This is a genomic window from Actinoplanes sp. NPDC051861 (assembly GCF_040681145.1).
Taxonomy (GTDB): domain Bacteria; phylum Actinomycetota; class Actinomycetes; order Mycobacteriales; family Micromonosporaceae; genus Actinoplanes.
The window spans coordinates 272,718-288,996 of record NZ_JBFAYE010000007.1; the positions used below are offsets into that span (position 1 = coordinate 272,718).

General features: G+C 73.1%; 17 protein-coding genes. 7 read left to right on the forward strand and 10 right to left on the reverse strand.

Going from position 1 to position 16,279, the window contains the following annotated elements:
* Positions 1-2 precede the first annotated feature (2 nt).
* Positions 3-962: a methyltransferase gene (locus AB0M02_RS21815; RefSeq protein WP_364229381.1), complete on the forward strand. Its 960-nt coding sequence runs from the start codon at positions 3-5 to the stop codon at positions 960-962.
* On the opposite strand, the gene AB0M02_RS21820 is transcribed toward AB0M02_RS21815, so the two are convergent.
* The 5 genes from AB0M02_RS21820 to AB0M02_RS21840 form a co-directional block, all read right to left on the reverse strand.
* On the reverse strand, positions 934-1,296 hold the full coding sequence (locus AB0M02_RS21820) for a GntR family transcriptional regulator (protein ID WP_364229383.1): 363 nt from the start codon (positions 1,294-1,296) through the stop codon (positions 934-936). The genes AB0M02_RS21815 and AB0M02_RS21820 overlap by 29 nt on opposite strands.
* A complete protein-coding gene (locus AB0M02_RS21825) occupies positions 1,296-2,672 on the reverse strand; it encodes an MFS transporter (protein WP_364229384.1) in 1,377 nt (458 codons plus the stop codon). Before AB0M02_RS21825 ends, AB0M02_RS21820 begins: the two co-directional genes overlap by 1 nt.
* Before the next feature lie 72 nt (positions 2,673-2,744).
* Positions 2,745-3,182 carry a hypothetical protein gene (locus tag AB0M02_RS21830; protein ID WP_364229386.1) on the reverse strand — a complete coding sequence of 146 codons (438 nt, stop codon included), beginning with the start codon at positions 3,180-3,182 and terminating at the stop codon, positions 2,745-2,747.
* Complete coding sequence (locus AB0M02_RS21835; protein WP_364229387.1) at positions 3,179-4,984, reverse strand: dynamin family protein; 1,806 nt, start codon at positions 4,982-4,984, stop codon at positions 3,179-3,181. The genes AB0M02_RS21830 and AB0M02_RS21835 overlap by 4 nt, the downstream gene beginning before the upstream one ends.
* Positions 4,981-6,471 (reverse strand): dynamin family protein, encoded by a 1,491-nt coding sequence (locus AB0M02_RS21840; RefSeq protein WP_364229389.1) that lies wholly within the window; start codon positions 6,469-6,471, stop codon positions 4,981-4,983. The genes AB0M02_RS21835 and AB0M02_RS21840 overlap by 4 nt, the downstream gene beginning before the upstream one ends.
* Before the next feature lie 178 nt (positions 6,472-6,649).
* Here AB0M02_RS21840 and AB0M02_RS21845 point away from each other — a divergent pair, with 178 nt between their 5' ends.
* The 3 genes from AB0M02_RS21845 (at position 6,650) to AB0M02_RS21855 (ending at position 11,138) form a co-directional block, all read left to right on the forward strand.
* Entirely contained in the window at positions 6,650-9,631 is a 2,982-nt protein-coding gene (locus tag AB0M02_RS21845) for a LuxR C-terminal-related transcriptional regulator (RefSeq protein ID WP_364229391.1), read from the forward strand.
* A complete protein-coding gene (locus tag AB0M02_RS21850) occupies positions 9,628-10,158 on the forward strand; it encodes a LuxR family transcriptional regulator (protein WP_364229393.1) in 531 nt (176 codons plus the stop codon). The genes AB0M02_RS21845 and AB0M02_RS21850 overlap by 4 nt, the downstream gene beginning before the upstream one ends.
* A gap of 173 nt (positions 10,159-10,331) precedes the next feature.
* Positions 10,332-11,138, forward strand: a complete 807-nt coding sequence (locus AB0M02_RS21855) for an aldo/keto reductase (protein ID WP_364229549.1) — start codon at positions 10,332-10,334, stop codon at positions 11,136-11,138.
* A 57-nt stretch (positions 11,139-11,195) separates the two neighbouring features.
* Here the strand turns inward: AB0M02_RS21855 and AB0M02_RS21860 are convergent, their stop codons facing one another.
* Positions 11,196-11,663 (reverse strand): heme-degrading domain-containing protein, encoded by a 468-nt coding sequence (locus tag AB0M02_RS21860; protein ID WP_364229395.1) that lies wholly within the window; start codon positions 11,661-11,663, stop codon positions 11,196-11,198.
* Between the two features lie 12 nt (positions 11,664-11,675).
* Positions 11,676-12,437, reverse strand: a complete 762-nt coding sequence (locus tag AB0M02_RS21865) for a TSUP family transporter (RefSeq protein WP_364229550.1) — start codon at positions 12,435-12,437, stop codon at positions 11,676-11,678.
* Between the two features lie 119 nt (positions 12,438-12,556).
* On the opposite strand from AB0M02_RS21865, the gene AB0M02_RS21870 reads away from it, so the two are divergent.
* A complete protein-coding gene (locus tag AB0M02_RS21870) occupies positions 12,557-13,333 on the forward strand; it encodes an endonuclease/exonuclease/phosphatase family protein (RefSeq protein WP_364229396.1) in 777 nt (258 codons plus the stop codon).
* Here the strand turns inward: AB0M02_RS21870 and AB0M02_RS21875 are convergent.
* Positions 13,297-13,815: a GNAT family N-acetyltransferase gene (locus AB0M02_RS21875; RefSeq protein ID WP_364229398.1), complete on the reverse strand. Its 519-nt coding sequence runs from the start codon at positions 13,813-13,815 to the stop codon at positions 13,297-13,299. The two genes, AB0M02_RS21870 and AB0M02_RS21875, sit on opposite strands and share 37 nt — an antisense overlap.
* A 79-nt stretch (positions 13,816-13,894) precedes the next feature.
* Here AB0M02_RS21875 and AB0M02_RS21880 point away from each other — a divergent pair, with 79 nt between their 5' ends.
* Entirely contained in the window at positions 13,895-14,317 is a 423-nt protein-coding gene (locus tag AB0M02_RS21880) for a MarR family transcriptional regulator (RefSeq protein WP_364229399.1), read from the forward strand.
* Between the two features lie 12 nt (positions 14,318-14,329).
* Entirely contained in the window at positions 14,330-14,749 is a 420-nt protein-coding gene (locus tag AB0M02_RS21885) for an organic hydroperoxide resistance protein (RefSeq protein ID WP_364229400.1), read from the forward strand.
* Positions 14,750-14,796: 47 nt separating this feature from the next.
* Here the strand turns inward: AB0M02_RS21885 and AB0M02_RS21890 are convergent, their stop codons facing one another.
* Together AB0M02_RS21890 and AB0M02_RS21895 are read right to left on the reverse strand one after the other, a co-directional pair.
* Positions 14,797-15,258, reverse strand: a complete 462-nt coding sequence (locus AB0M02_RS21890; RefSeq protein ID WP_364229402.1) for a hypothetical protein — start codon at positions 15,256-15,258, stop codon at positions 14,797-14,799.
* Entirely contained in the window at positions 15,245-16,201 is a 957-nt protein-coding gene (locus AB0M02_RS21895; RefSeq protein WP_364229404.1) for a hypothetical protein, read from the reverse strand. Before AB0M02_RS21895 ends, AB0M02_RS21890 begins: the two co-directional genes overlap by 14 nt.
* Positions 16,202-16,279 lie beyond the last annotated feature (78 nt).

The window sequence follows — 16,279 nt, forward strand, 5'->3', positions numbered from 1 at the left end:
GCATGGCTGAGGATCTGTGGCAGGCCGCCGGCCTGGTGACCCCGATGGCGATCCGGGTGGCGGCGACGCTGCGGCTCGCCGATCACATCGCGGCGGGTACGCGGGATCTGGCCGCCGCCACCGGCACGCACCCGGACGCGCTGCGCCGGCTCATGAATCACCTGGTCACCGCGGGGGTGCTGACCGAGGGGCACACGCTGACGCCGCTCGGGGAACGCCTGCGTGACGACCATCCCGCCGGTGAGCGGGCCTGGATGGACATGGACGGCGCGGTCGGGCACGCCGAGTTGAGCTTCGTCGAGTTGCTGCACGCGGTGCGCACCGGTGAGCCGGCGTTCCCGGTCCGGTACGGGGTGGGCTACTGGGACGACCTGGCGGCCGACCCGGGCCGGTCGGCGTCGTTCGACGCGCTGATGGGTTCGCGGCTGACCGAGGACGCCCCGGCGGTGGCCGCCGCCCTTCCGTGGGGTGAGCTCGGGCACCTGGTCGACGTCGGCGGTGGCAGCGGGGAGCTGCTGATCGCGATCCTGCGGGCGCACCCGGGGCTGCGGGGGACGGTCGCCGATCTGCCGGGCCCGGCGGCGCGTGCCGAGCGGGCCGTCGCGGCGGCCGGGCTCAGCGGGCGGGCCGGTGTGCACGCGGGCAGTTTCTTCGACCCGCTGCCGGCCGGGGCGGGTGGTTACCTGCTGTCCGGGGTGCTGCACGACTGGGACGATCCGCAGGCGGCGCAGATCCTGCACCGGTGCGCGCAGGGCGGCGGGAACACCTACGTCGTGGACCACTTCGGGGCCGCCGACACCGAGGGGGATCTGCGGATGCTGTGTTACGTGGGCGGCCGGGAGCGCACCCTCGACGAGGTGGCCGCCCTGGCCGGGGCGGCCGGCCTGCACCACGCGGGGACCCGGCCGGCCGGGTCCAGGCTGGTCGCCGAGTTCAGACCCGGTCCTCCAGGGCGGCCTTGACCAGGGCGAGGGCCTTGTCCGCGGTGATGCCTAGAGCGCGCGTCGTTTCCGCGTACGTCATGGCTGCTCTTTGCGCCCGCAAAGATGTTCCGGCGGCACGGGCGGTGACCACCGTCCCGGCCCGGCCCCGCGTCTCCACCAGGCCCGCCTGCTCGAGCTCGCGATAGGCGCGGGCGACCGTGTTGACCGCCAGGCCCAGCTCCCCGGCGAGCTGGCGCACCGGTGGCAGCTTGGTCCCGGCCGCGAGGTGACCGCCCGCGGCGAGTTCGGCGATGCGCATCCGGACCTGCTCGTACGGTGGTACGGCCGACCCGGGCTCGATGGTGATGTCCATCAGATCAGTTTCGGTGGTGTGTTGCCGGCCGCGATGATGGCCCGCCGCAGCGGCACGATGGCCAGCAGGACACCGCCGAGCAGGAAGAACACGACCAGCGAGATGATGCCGGTGCGGTAGCTGTTGGTCATCTGGAAGATCAGGCCGAAGAACAGCGGCCCGAGCCAGCTGGTGCCCTTGTCGCTGATCTCGTAGAAGCCGTAGTACTCGCCCTCCTTGCCGGCCGGGATGAGCTGGGAGAACAGGCTGCGGCTCAGGGCCTGGCTGCCGCCCATGACCAGGCCGATGCCGGCGCCGAGCAGCATGAACGGCAGTGGTTCGCCCTCGGGCAGCCAGTAGGCGGCGGTGACCACGCCGAGCCACAGCGCGAGTGAGAGCAGGACGGTCTTGCGGGCGCCGATGCGGTTGGCCAGCGCGCCGAGCAGCAGGGCGCCGCCGAACGCGAGGAACTGCACGATCAGGATGGTCAGGATCAGTGTGTCCTGCTCGAGTTTGAGTTCCTCGGTGCCGAACTGGCTGGCCAGGGCGATGACGGTCTGGATGCCGTCGTTGTAGATCAGGTACGCGCCGAGGAAGGCGAGGGTCAGCGGGTACGCCCGCATCTGCTTGATCGTGTGCCCGAGCTGCTTGAACCCGTCGGTGAGCACGTTGCCCTTGCTCGCGGCGGCTTCGAGGGGCGGGTGCTCGCGCAGCCAGAGCAGCGGGATCAGCGTGAAGATCGCCCACCAGACGCCGGCCGACACGATCGACCACCGGGCGATGTCGAGGGTCCGCTGCGGGTTGCCCTCCTCCGACAGCGACATGACGGCGAGCAGGTTGAGCAGCAGCAGCAGGCCGCCGCCGAGGTAGCCGATGGCCCAGCCCCGGCTGGAGATCTTGTCGCGTTCGTCGGGTCCGCCGAGTTGCGGCAGGAACGAGTTGTAGACGACCAGCGCGGCGCCGAAGGCGATGTTGGCGATGATGAACAGCAGGCCGCCGAGCAGGTAGCGGTCGCCGGTGACGAAGACGAACCCGATCGTGGCGGCGGCGCCGAGGAACGCGGCCCCGGCGAGCAGCGGCTTCTTGCGGGGTGCGCGGTCGGCGATGGCGCCCATGACCGGCAGGGCGAAGACGGTGAGGAACACCGACAGCGACACCAGGTACGCGAAGTAGGAGCCGGCGGCGACGGTGATCCCGAACGGGTGGACGACGCCCTCGCAGTCGTCGGCGTCGATGGCGCAGCCGGAGGCGATCTCGGTGACGGTGGTGAGGAAGGGCCCCAGGAAGACGGTGACGACCGACGTGTTGAACGCCGACATCGCCCAGTCGTAGAAGTACCAGCCGGTGCGTTCGCGCTTACCGGCCTGCAGGGGTGGGGTTTCGCCGGTCACGGCCATCGATCGCGCTCCAGTGTGTTGTGAGGTGCGCGCACATGATGCCACCCGGCGGGCGTCAGCGGGAGATGTGGATCACTGTTCACCCGGTGTCCACCATCGCGCGAGGGCGCTGGTGGCGGGATCCTCGTCGGCGGCCAGGGTGGCCCAGCCGTCGGCGCCGGGCGGGATGTCGGTTCCGGCGTAGGCGGCGAGCTCGTCAGCGGTGACGGGTTCCTCCGGCGGGGTGAAGCCGTGGGTGTCGGCGATGCCGAGGCTGCCGGGGTCGATCCAGGGGAAGCCGTCGACGGGTTCGGGCAGGTCGATGTCGAGGGCGGGCGGGAAGGTGTCGTCCGGGGTCTCCACTATTTCTGGAATGTCGGGAATGTCGGGCAAATCCGGAGTGTCTGGGATGTCGTCCCAATGGTCCAGCAGATCCGGCTGATCATGCAGGGACACGTCATGATCGTGCAGATCGGGCACATCGTCCGGGAAGTCGAAGTCGTCGTCGTGCCAGTCGTGGTGGTCGGTCATGGCGAGAGCCTTTCCCGGTCGTCGTCGATCGGTGTGGGGGTCAGGGCGCGGGCCCGCAGCAGTGCCTCGTCGGCCTGCCGGAGCCGGGTCAGTGCGGCGTCACGGTCGGCCGTGGCGGCGGCGCGCCGTTTGGCCCGCCCCGCCGCGTCCTCCGCGATCGCCGCGTCGATCTCGGCGATGTGCGCGTCGAGTTCGCGCAGCCGCCGTTCGATGGCGTCGTCGAGGGCGACCGACAGCGCGTACTGCAGGTCGGTGAACCGGGTGCTGATCTCGTCGGTGAGCGCGGCGCGCGCCTCGGCGAGCACGTCGCGCAGCCAGGTCTGTGCCTGGCGGCGGTCCTGGTGCACGCGCCGCCGGTACAGCACGTACCCGCCGGCGGCCAGGCCCAGTCCGATCCCGGCGAACGGGATCAGCAGGCTGCCGGCGACGCCGAGGGCGGACATGCCCAGTACCGCGCCGCGGCCGGCGACCAGGGCGATGCCGCCGGCGGACATGGCGATGAGCATGTTGTCGTGCGAGCCGGCCCGCGGTGATCCGGCGGCCAGGGCGTGGCGCAGGGTGGCGCTGAGCCGGCTGAGGGTGGTGGCGAGGCGCTCGGCGTCGAACGCCTCGGCGAGGACCCGCTCGGCGATGGCGTGGTAGGTGGTCTCCAGGCGCTGCGACACGTCGGCGGCGACGGCCTGCAGGTGGGTGTCGACCAGGTCGGGCAGGGCGGCCAGGTCGTCGGCGCGGGCCTTGTCGACACGCTCGGCGATCTCGTGCTGGACCTCACCGACCCGGGTGCGCAGGAACCCGACCGTCTCCACCCGGGCCCGCTGGATCTCGGTGCCGAGCCGCAGCGTCCACTGCCGGGACTCGGTGCGCTTGCGCCCGGCCAGGGCGGCGCGCTCGGCCCGGGCCTCGATCTGTTTCCGCGGGTCTGCGGCGGCGGCTGACACGCGGCTGTCGGCGGCCTCGCGCAGCCGGTCCAGGTCGCCGCGGGCGGCGCGCAGCACGTTGGACAGCTGCAGCTGGTGGCCGCGGCCGGCGAGTTCGACCAGGGCGTGCTGCAGCCCGGCGATCCGGGACTCGTCGACGAGGGCCTGCTCGGCGGAGCTGAGGGCCATCTCGGCGAGCCGCGACGACACCGGGAACCAGGGCGCGGCGGCGAACCGGGGCGCGTGGGCCTGCAGCAGGGCCCGGTTGTCCTCGGCGATGGCCCGCCACTGCGGATACGCGTCGATCTTGGTGAGGGCGAAGACCACGGCGTCGACGCGTTCGGTGGCGGCGGCCAGGAAGTCGAGTTCGGGCTGCGACAGCGGGGCGGACGCGTCGGCGACGAACAGCAGGGCGGTGGCGCGGCGTACCGCGTCCAGGGCGATCGCGGCGTGCGCCGGGTCGAGGCCGCCGGCGCCGGGGGTGTCGAGCAGGCTCAGGTAGCGCAGCAGCGGCGCCGGGTGGGTGACCTCGATGCGGCGGGCCCGCTGTCTGCCGGTGGCCCACTCGGCGAGGTCGTCGACGGCCACCTCCGCGCCGCCGGACAGCCAGGCGCGGGCGCTGAACTGTTCGCCGGGCACGAAGCTCAGGTAGGCGGCGGTGGCGACGGCGGCGTCCACCGGGGACAGGCCGGGCACGCCGAGCAGGGCGTTGACGAGGCTGCTCTTGCCACGTTTGGTCTCGCCGACGACGACCACACTGGGGCGTACGAGGTGGGCGCGGCGCAGCTCGGCCAGGTCGGCTGCCGCGTCCGGGTCGGCGGTGCGCAGGTAGGACAGTGTGTCGCGGACGGCCGTGTCGAGCACGACGGTGAGGTCGCCGTTCATCGGCGCACCTGCCGGGGTTCGCCGCTCGTTCGGCGCAGCTCCTGGGCCAGCAGGTGGAAGCCGCGGTGGGCGATGTGGGCGATGCGGGCCTGGGCCGGTCCGGCACCGTCGACCGCGTACGCCCGCCACCGCCCGGCCGCGACGATCGCCGCGGTGGCCAGTTCGCTCGCGCCGGCCCCGGGCAGTTCCAGGATCCAGCGCGGGTCGTCGGAGGTGGCCAGCCGGATCAGTTCCTGTTCCCACTGCGGCGCGAGCGGCACCGATCCGTTGGCGGCCCGCTGCGCCGCGTCGAGCAGCCGCAGCCGGTGGTAGGCCGGGTCGCGCAGGGTGGCCTCCAGGGCGTCGCGGATGACGGCGCGGGCCCTGCCGTCGGCGGTGTACCCGGCGAGGCGTTCCAGGCGGGTCAGCGCCCAGCCGGCCTTGATCGCGTCGGAGCGCCAGCGGAACGTCTGGTCGACGGTGGCGCGCAGCCGGGCGAACCCGGAGGCCGCCTCGATGCGCCGCACCAGTTCGCCGGTGCCCAGGTTCGCATCGGCGGCCAGTTGCGCGCAGGCGAAGCCGATCCCGTAGAGGTCGAGGCGGGTCAGCAGCCGTTCGCGCTGTTCGGCGCCGATCGGTGCGGGCCGGGACCGGAACAGGTCGGCCGAGACCAGCAGCAGGCTCAGATCGCTGTGGGCCAGCTTGGCGAGGGCGTCGCGGTCGGCCGCGGTGAGCCGTCCCGCCCCGGCGGTTTCCGCGAGCAGAGCGGCGACGGGGACGACATCTCCTACCGTACGGGACAACAGCCCCGCCTGCTGCTGGGCGAGTGCCGCCGCCACCGGCCACGGGTCGTCCGCGCCGCCGACCAGGGTGTCGACCTTGCCGAGCACGCCGATCGCGTTGATCGGGCTGGTCGCCATCCGGGCCGACGCCGCGTGGAAGGCCTCCAGTGCGCGGACGTCGTCGGCGCGTACTGCCTGGGTGAACACGTACATCACGGCCTCGGCGGCGGCGACCTCCTCGGCCGAGTCCGCGTCGATGCCGACCGCCTCCTCGGCGCGGGCGCTGCCGGCCACGTCGGTCGAGGCGAGACCGGGAGTGTCCACGACGGTCAGGTCGCGCAGCCGGTCGCTGGTGAGGGTGACGTCCACGTACGCGATCCGGGACGCGGGCACCCCGAGCCGGGCCGGGACCATGCCGTCGTCGTCCAGGGGGAGACTGCGGCGCTCACCCGCACGGGTGATCACGGTGACGCAGTCGGCGGGCCCGTACCGGAACCGGGTGACCACGCGCGTGCACTCGCCGGCCGCCGTGGGGGCGACGCGACGGCCGATCAGGGCGTTGACTAGTGTCGACTTTCCGGCTTTCAGGCGACCCGCGATCGCGACTCGTAGCGGATCGTGAAGACGTTCGCCGATCTGTCGTACCTGGCCACCAGCGTCGGAGGGGAGTTTCGTCACGATCTCGTGACAGAGCGTCGCGACGCCGATGGTGAGTGGCCCGGTCACCACGACTCGTCAGTGCGGCACACCGTCGGCGACAATGTGCGTACCGCGGCTGTCGTCGTCACGAGAGGGGCCTTTCCGTCGCATCGGTGGCAGGATCCAACACCTGCCGCAGCACAGCCTACGTATGCCGACATCGTGACGGGGATCCCGAGTTCGTGCCAGTGAGGGGGGAGCGCAGGTGGCGGACGAGCCAGAACAGGCCGCCCGCGATGCTTTGCGCCAGGGTCCCGCACTCGTCGTCCTCTCCGGGCCACCCGGATGCGGCCGCAGCACCCTGCTGCGGCGGATAGCAGCGGCGGTGCCCGGCCCGGCCCACGTCGGCGGCGGCCTGGCCATGCTCGGCAGCGTCCCGGCGCTCGCCCTGTCCCGGGCGGTGCGGGCCCGGCTGCCCGCCGACGACGTTCACCTGCTCGCCGAGGCGGTCCGTTCCCGGGTCCGCGGCGGGCTGCTGGTCCTCGACGATCTCCAGCACGCCGACGCGGCCACCCTCGCCGCGCTGCCCCATCTGGCGCGGCACTGCCGGGTGCTGGTCGCGTTGCGTACCCCGCATCGCCTCGCGGAGCCGGCGGTTGCCGCGTTGCGCTCGGCGGCGACGGCCTGGTTGCCGGTGCCGGCACTCGACGCGCAGGCGGCCGCCGCGCTGGTCCGGCAGACCGCGGCCCGCCTGGACGACGCGACGGCCGCGGCGGTGGTCACCCGGGCGGGCGGCAACCCCTTGGCGATCATCGCGCTGGCCCGGCAGGCTGCGGCCGGGCGCGCTCCGGTCGGTGAGGACATAGACCAGGTTGCGTACGCGATCGCGACCGCACTCGCCGACCTGACCCGTCCCGCCCGCACCGCCCTGGCGGCGCTGGGCCTGCTCGGGCGCCCGGCCCCGCCCGCGCTGCTCGGCACCGGCGCCGCGGACCTGCTCGCCAGCGGCCTGGTCACCGCCGAACCGACCGGCGCCCTGCTCCCGGTGTCGGCGTACGTGGCGGAGACCGCGGCCGGGTTGCTGGACGCGGCGGCCCGCGCGGAACTGCACACCCGTCTCGCCGAGCTGACCCCGCCGGCGGAGGCCGCGCGGCACCTGGCCGCGGCTGGGGACGGCGCGGGGGCGTACCGGAAGGCTTTGGCCGCGGCAGACCTCGCGGCCGGCGGTGAACGTGCGGCCCTGCTGCTGTTCGCCTGCGGCCTGGACGTGCCCGCCGACGCCCGGGTCCGCCTGGCCGCCGCCGACGCGGCTCTGAGCGCCGGCCGCCCGGACGACGCCGCCGAGGTCCTGCGCCCGCTGGCCGCCTCCGCTTCTCCGCCGCCCTCCGCCGATCCTTCTTCGTCCGGGCCCGGCTTTCCCTCTCCTGGCGCTTCATTCCCCTCTTCCGGCGGCTCGTTCCCTTCTCCTGGCGGCTCGTTCCCTTCTCCCGGCGGCTCGTTCCCTTCTCCCGGCGGCTCGTTCCCTTCTCCCGGCGCTTCGTTCCCGGAGCCCGGGTTCTCCGCGCCGGCTGCCTCGGCTCTCGCGCTGGAGGCCGCGGTGCTGCGCGGCGAGGCGCTGCTGCAGGCCGGTGACCCGGCGGCGGCCCGCGACGCGGTCCGGGTCGTGCCGGACGCCGCGGCCGCGCCGGTGGTCGCCGGCCGCGACCGGGTGCTGCTGCTCGCCGCCCTGGCCACCGAGCCGATGTCGGCCCGCGACCTGGCCGACAAGATCGCCGTGCGGCACCCGGAACCGAAACCGGGCATCGCCGCCGCACTCGCCGCCGTCCGCGCCGCGCACCGCCTCCCCGGCTGGGACACCGCCCTGGCCACCGCCGCCGCACCGGCCGGCGACCCGCTGATCACCCGCTGGAGTGCCTGGCTGCTGGTCGAGCACCTGGCCGCCGACGGCCGCCTGCTCGACTCGGCCCGCGAGGCGCTGCGGGCGGCCGAAGCCAGCGGGGCGGCTCTGGCCTACGGCTGGCAGACCCGCTTCCTGGCCGCCGCGGACTGGGCCCTCGCCCTGCACGGCCACCACCTCGGCCTGCCCCCGACCGCCCCACCCGGCCACGACCCCGCCGCACTCTTCCCGGGCACGCCCGGCCACGACCCCGCCTCGCTCTTCCCGGACACGCCCCACACGGCCGCGCCCTTCCGCACCTCGGCCGCCCCGGCGGCGCTCGGGGATCCCGACTTCGGGGCACTCACCCCAGCCGACCCCGACATTTCGCATTTGTCCCCACAATCTCCCTCCTCCCGGCCGGCTCCCACACCGGCGCCATCACCGGATCCCGCACCGGGTTCCCCACCGGCGCCATGGCCGGATCCACCGGGTTCCGTGCCGGATTCTGCGGCACCGCCCGGTCCCGTTCCCGGTCACCTCGGCTGGGACGGCGCCGAGGGTGTGCTGCGCCGCGCCGCCAACCTCACCGACCGGGCCATTCCGGCCGAGGCGCGGGCCTACGCCACGGCCGCGACCGCGCTGATCGAGGCCGACACCGGGCTGCTCGCCGCCGCCCGGGCGCGGCTCGGTACCGAGCCTGCGCATCCCGCACCGGCCTGGGTGGCCCGGGAGGCCGCCTGGCTCGACGGGCAGCCGGACCGGGCCGTGCACGATCCCGCCACCACCGGTTCGGGCCTGATCGCCGGCCTGCACGCGATCACCGCGCAGTGGGCCGGCCACGACCTCGGTGCACCCGGCAACGCGGCGATGCCCGTCGGGCTGCCCGGTGCGGCGCGGCGGACACTGACCGCGTGGGCCGTCGGGTCCGGGTTCGCCGCGGCCGCCGACGGGTGGCAGCCGGTGGCGTTGCGCGAGCAGGTTCGCTGCCTGATCGCGGCCGGGCTGACCGAGACGGACCGGGACCGGGCGGTCACCGCACTGCTGCGCGCGGAGGAACTGGCCGACCGGGCCGGTCTCGCCGTGCTGGCCGGCCGGGCCCGCAGGGGGCTGCGCCGGCACCAGGTTCACCGCGATACTCGTAGCCCGCGTTCCGGTGGCCGGCTCACCCAGCGGGAGATGGACGTGCTGCGCCTGGTCGCGGCCGGCGAGCCGACCCGCCGGATCGCCGGGCAACTGGGCATCTCGGCCGAGACGGTCGACACGCACATCCGCGCGAGCATGCGGAAACTCGGTGCCCGCACACGTACCGAGGCCGCCGCCCTGGCCTTCGCCCCTGAACCCTTCGACACCAGCGAGGATGGCCGGTGATCAAACAGCCCGACGCTCCACGCCACGTAGTCGCCACGTCGGCAGAGGCCGACACTGTCCTGCGCCGCCTGTCCCGCGAAGGCTGGACGGCCCGCGCCGGGTTCGCCCTGCCCGACCCGTCCTGGGACGTCGGCGCCGCCCGCCTGGTCCTGCACGGGCGCATCGCCGACGACGACATCGAGTCCGTCCAGCTCGCCGTCCTCGCGGCGGCCCGCGGCGCGGCCGTGGTGGCGATCTGCGACACCGAGTCACCCGCCGGGCGCGCCCTGGTCGACGACCTGAGCCGGGTGGGCCCGGTCAACCAGGGCATCGACGGCACCGACGCGCTCGCGAACCTGATCCCCGAACAACGCGCCCTGCTCGACCGCCTCGCCGCCGGCGACACCATCGCCGCGGCCGCCGCCGCCGAGTTCCTGTCCCTGCGTACCGCCAACCGCCGCATCGCCGAGGCCCGCGCCATGTTCGGCGTGCGCACCACCCGCGAGGCCGTCCTGGCCTATCTGCGCCAGCGGCAGCGCCAGGAGTGAACGACGGCCGTTCGTCTGCCTCCGAGCCCGCGCCGGGTGCGGGCGGCGTCTCGCCTTCCGCCGCTGCTCCGGGAGCGGGCAGCGGCGCTTCCGCCTCCGGCTCCGGCTCCGGCGCTGCTCCGGAAGCGGGCGGCCTCGCTCCCGCTGGGGCGGCGCCGGGTGCGGGGGAGTTCCTGATCGGTGGGGTGCGGCCGGTGCGGCGGATCGGTTTCGGGGCGATGCATCTGCCGACCGCGCCGGGCCCGGACCGGGACATGGCGATCTCCGTGGCCCGCCGCGCGGTCGAGCTGGGGGTCACCCTGATCGACACCGCCCATCTGTACGGGTGGGGAGCCAACGAACAACTCCTCGCCGACGCGCTGCACCCGTATCCACCGGAGCTGCTGATCGCCACGAAGGTCGGTGTGGCGCCACCCGAGGGTGACCTCGACGCGCGGCTGTGCGGCCGCCCCGAGTTCCTGCGCGCGCAGGTCGACGAGGGCCTGCGGCGGCTGCGCCTGGACCGGCTCGAGCTGCTGCAGCTGCACCGCGTCGACCCGGACGTCCCGCTCGCCGATCAGGTCGGCACGCTGCGCGACCTGCGCGACGCCGGGAAGATCGCGCAGATCGGCCTGTCCGAGGTCACCGTCGAGCAGCTCACCGAGGCCCGCACGATCGTCGAGATCGCGAGTGTGCAGAACCGCTACAACCTGTTGTACCGCGACCACGAACCGGTGCTGCGAGCCTGCACCGCGGCCGGGATCGCGTTCCTGCCGTGGCGCCCGGTGCTGCCCGCGGTCGGCGGCGGCGAACCCGAGTCCATCGCCGCCGAGACCGGGGCGACCGCCGCCCAGGTGGCTCTGGCCTGGCTGCTCGGCCACTCACCGGTGATCCTGCCGATCCCCGGCACCGCCTCCCTGACCCACCTGGCCGAAAACGTCGCCGCCACCACACTCCACCTCACCGCCGACCAGACCACCCGCCTCGACGCCCTGGCCTGACCCGCGTGTGGAGTTCGGCCCCGCTGCGCACCCGAAATACACACGCGGGGTTGGGGGTCAGGGCTTGGCGAGGAAGGTTTCGAGGGCTTCCACCACGAGGGCGTGGTCGTCGGCCTGGGGGAGGCCGGACACTGTCACGACGGCGACGATGCCGGCGTCGTTCACGCGTACCGGAAAAGCCCCACCATGCGCCGCGAAAAGCGCGGGGTCGACGCCCAGGTCCGCACCCAGGGTCTTGCCGGAGGCCGCAAGGCGGCGGCCCACCAGATAAGAGCTTGCCGCGAAACGCTGGACGACCCGCACCTTGCGCGCGATCCACGCGTCGTTGTCGGCGGTGGCACCGGGCAGCGCGGCGTGGAACAACTGCTGCTCACCGCGGCGGATGTCGACGGCGATCGGGAGCCGGCGGCCGGTGGCCAGGCCGACCAGCAGGCTGCCGAGGGCCCACGCGTCGGTCTCGTCGAAGCGGGGGAAGACCAGGCGGCGTTCCTGTTCCTCGATGACGGCGATCAAGTCTTCACTCATACCGACATCCGATCATGATTCCTGCCAGTGCAGGTAGCCGAGCCGGGCGATCAGGGCGAGCACCACAACCAGCAGGACCACGCGCACGAAACCGGCGCCGCGGCGCAGCGCCATCCGGGCACCCAGCAGGGCGCCGGCAACGTTGCACACGGCCATGCCGGCGCCGAGCAGCCAGGCGACGTTTCCGGTGTACGCGAAAACGACCAGCGCACCCAGGTTCGTCGCCGTGTTGACGATCTTCGCCATCGCGGAGCCGTGCAGGAAGTCCGCGCCGATGATCGTGGTGAACGCGAGAACCAGGAACGTGCCGGTGCCGGGGCCGATGAGCCCGTCGTACGCGGCGATCAGCCCACCCGCCACGCCGACCGCGACGCCCCGCCGCCACGGCGTGCGCTTCTCCATGTGCTCACGCAGCCCCATCTGCGGGCGGACCGTGACGAACACCGCGACCGCGACGAGGACGCCGATGATGACCGGGCGGTACGCACTCGCCGGGATCGCACCGGCCAGCGCCGCGCCGCAGCCCGAGCAGAGCAGCGCCAGGGCCGCCGAGGGCCCGGCGACACCCCAGTCGATCTTCGTTTTCCTCGCGTACGCTATCGCCGCCGTGCTCGTCCCGCAGATGGCCGCGAGCTTGTTGGTGCCCAGCGCCGTCGCCGGATGCAGTTGCGGCGCCGCCACCAGCAGTGCCGGGAGCAGCAGCAGCCCGCCCCCGCCGACCACCGCGTCCACCCACCCGGCCGCGGCCGCCGCGATCAGCAACGTGACGATCACCTGGTGCGCCGGGCCTTCTGCAGCCACGAGCCGATCAGTGCGCCGATGACCAGAAGCGTCAAGACGCAACACAACGCCTTGATAATCATCCACTCTCCCCGTTGGCTAGGGTCGGCCGTGTGCGCCTGGCCACCTTCAACCTGCTGCACGGCAGATCGCTGTCCGACGGCACCGTACACGCCGACCGGATCGCCGCCGCGATCGCCGACCTCGACGCCGACATCCTGGGACTTCAGGAGGTGGACCGGGCGCAGCCGCGCAGTGGTCTGCTCGACCTGACCGCCCTCGCCGCGGACGCGCTCGGCGCCACCGCTCACCGGTTCGCCGCCGCGGTGGTCGGCACACCGGGACAGACCTGGGAACCGTGGCACTCCGGGGCCGACATCGGCCACCCGCAGTACGGCATCGCCCTGGTGAGCCGCTACCCGGTGCAGCGCTGGCAGATCACCCAGCTGCCGGCGTCGCCGATGCGCTCACCGGTGTACGTGCCCGACGGCGGCCTGCTGCTGTTGCGCGACGAGCCACGGGTGCTGCTCGCGGCGGTCGTGCAGACCCCGGCGGGGCCGATGACGGTGGCCACCACGCATCTGTCGTTCGTACCCGGGTGGAACGTGCGGCAGTTGCGCGCCGCCGTACGCGCCCTGCGTGCCCTGCCCGCCCCGCGCGTCCTGCTCGGTGACCTGAACATGCCGGCCGGGCCGGTGCGCGCGTTCACCGGCTGGCGCTCCCTGGCGCGGGCCGCCACGTTCCCGAGTCCCGCCCCGAGGACCCAGCTCGACCACGTGGTGGCCGATCCGCGTGACGCGGCGAAGCTGGGCCGCGTCGTGCAGGTCCGCACCCCGCGGGTGGGTGTCTCCGATCACCGCCCGCTGGTGGTCGGGCTGGACCGGATGTAGACGTCCTCAAGCCCGTCCTCCTGGTCCCACTGCTCGCCGACCTTCTTGAAGCCGAACCCGGCGATGGTGGCCCGCGACCCCACGTTGTCCGGCCGGATGCTGGCCCGCACCGCCGTCACCGCCGGGTCCTCGTCCGCGCGGCGCAGCAGTTCGCCCAGCATCGCCCTGGCGTAGCCGCGCCGCCGCAGCGCCGGATCCACCGAGTACGCGACCTCGACCACCCCGTCGGCGTCCGGCGGCCCGTGGAACCCGCCGTGCCCGACGACGATCCCGTCCGGTTCGGCGATCGCGGCCCGCGCGATCCAGTCGGCGGCCTGCGGGTTGCCGGCGATGTCGTCGAGCCGGATGCGCCACAGCCAGTTCTCGTCGACGAGATACGGCGTGAGCGGGTGCCCGGCGGCCGTGCTCGCGGCGTCGAGATCCCCGTCGACCAGCGCGGCCAGGGCGGCGGGGGAGAGCTTGAGGAAACGGATCGACGGCATCCCGGCATGATCACACACCGTGGTGATCCACGGCACCAAATGGTTGTGCACAACTAGATTGGGCACTACCTTTCTGGTCATGCGCACGAGCACCGCACTGGACGACATGATCTGCTTCCAGCTGTACGCGGCCAGTCGCGGAATGACCGCCCTCTATCGCCGGCTGCTCGACCCGCACCAGCTCACCTACCCCCAGTACCTGGTGCTCCGCGTCCTCTGGCACGACGGCCCGACTACCGTCGGTGACCTCGGCCGCGCCCTCGAACTCGACAGCGGCACCCTCTCCCCGCTGCTCAAACGCCTCGAAACCCAGGGCCGCATCCGCCGCGAACGCGGCGCCCACGACGAACGCGTCGTCTGGATCCACCTCACCGCCGACGGCACCACCCTGCAAGACCAGATCGGCGACCTCACCCAGCGACTCGTCTGCGCCACCGGGCTCACCCTCGACGAGCTCACCCAACTGCACCACCTGCTCAGCCGCGCCCGCGGCCGCGTTTAGGAAAGGAACCGCATGACCGCCCTCTACACCGCCTCCGCCACCGCCACCGGAGACGGCCGCAACGGCCACGTCCGCTCCAGCGACGGCGTCCTCGACCTCGACCTCGCCGTACCCAAGGAGATGGGCGGCCCCGGCGGCGCCCTCACCAACCCCGAGCAGCTGTTCGCCGCCGGATACGCCGCCTGCTTCCACAGCGCCCTCAAGCGCGTCGCCAGCAACCAGAAGATCACCCTCACCGACACGGCCATCACCGTCGACGTCGGCATCGGCCCCCTGCCCACCGGCGGCTTCGGCCTGTCCGTCGTCCTCGAAGCCGAACTGCCCGGCCTCGACGAGGCGACGGCCACGGCGGTGCTGGAGGCGGCACACCAGCTCTGCCCGTACTCCAACGCCACCCGCGGCAACGTCGAGGTCCAGCTCACCCTCGCCTGATCTCATCGCTTTCGTACGACACGTGAGGCCCCGCTGTTGCCGGGGCCTCACGTGTCATACAGCCCGTCCCACGGGGGATCGAACCCCAGATCGTCCGGCAGGAACTCGGCGTGATCCTCCCCGTCATACTCCTGCGACCAGTCGACCAGCCCGAACACGTGCCCGCCGGCCTCCACCCGGAACAACCGGATCGCGATGTCCCCGTAGACCCGCCCCGGCAACGCGTCCAGCCAGCCGCCCAGGCACTCCTCCGCCCGCTTGATCGAGCCCCGCTCGTCCTCACTCGTGCCGGCGAACCAGATCTGCGACCCGGTGTGCCCACCCTCATGGTCGAAGCGGTGCAGCACCGCCCACCACTTCTTGAACCTCACCCAGTCGTCGCGCGCACCGGATCCGTCCTCCAGCGTCGCCACCACCGACCCGAAGAACTGCCCACCGTCGAAACCGCCGATCGTGTCCGTCCGGTAACCCGGCTCGTGCACGATCGGAACCCGCTCAGGAATCGCCATGCCGCGCACAGTAGAGCGAGGCACCGACACTTTCCCGCCGGTACGCCAGCCCCACCACACCGACCGCGATCACCGCGCCGACGATGTCGCTGGTCAGCATCAGCCAGGGCTCGGCGGCCGCGTACGGCGGCGACAGGAAGGCCGCCACAGCAGCGGCCAGCACACCGGCACCCCACGCCGCCACCACATGCCGGCCGTCACCCACCCACCGCAGCACCAGCACGACCACCACCACGAGCGTCACCACCCGCAACCCCACACCCAGCCACGACGAACCGAAGAACCAGCTCACCGCATGCGCCGCCAGCACCACCCCACCCACCAGCAGGGGGCTCCCACCGCTACGTTCCGCACGCTTCTCGCGGGGCACCATCGCTGCGGCGGCCAGACCACCCGCCATCGGAAGAACAAATCCGAATTGTACGGGCAAAGCACTCCGCCCCGAATCAGACCAGATCAGCGCGCTCGCACCCAGATACAGCACCACCGACACCACGATCCCGCGCCGCCCCAGCCACGGCACCCGCCGCCGCTCCCGCGCCACACACGCCTCCACCAGCGCGATCGGCGCACAGACGCTCAACCACACGTGCCCGCCCACGAAATCGAACAACTGCTCCGCACTGAAACCCAGCCCCGGCACCACCGTCGCCGCCGCCAGCTCATTGGCCTGCGCGAACTCGGTATCCGCCAGCGCCTCCCGGTCGAACAACGACTGATCGACCAGCCCCGCCTGCACCAGCCCGAACGCCGCCGCCAGCAACACGACCCCCGGCCACCCCGCCCCGCGCCGCCGCGCCACCTCCCGGATCAGCAGGGCGGCACTGCCGTACAACGGCCCCAGCACCACCAAAACCACCGGATAGTCGGCAACCGTGAACCCGCCCCACGCCACCTCGGCACACCACGTCGCCAGCACCCACAACGCCACCACCGCACCCATGCACCCACCGTCGCGGCAGCGCAGACCCACCACCACCGACCTAAGTAGCGCACCCACCCGCCATCAGTAGACTCCCCC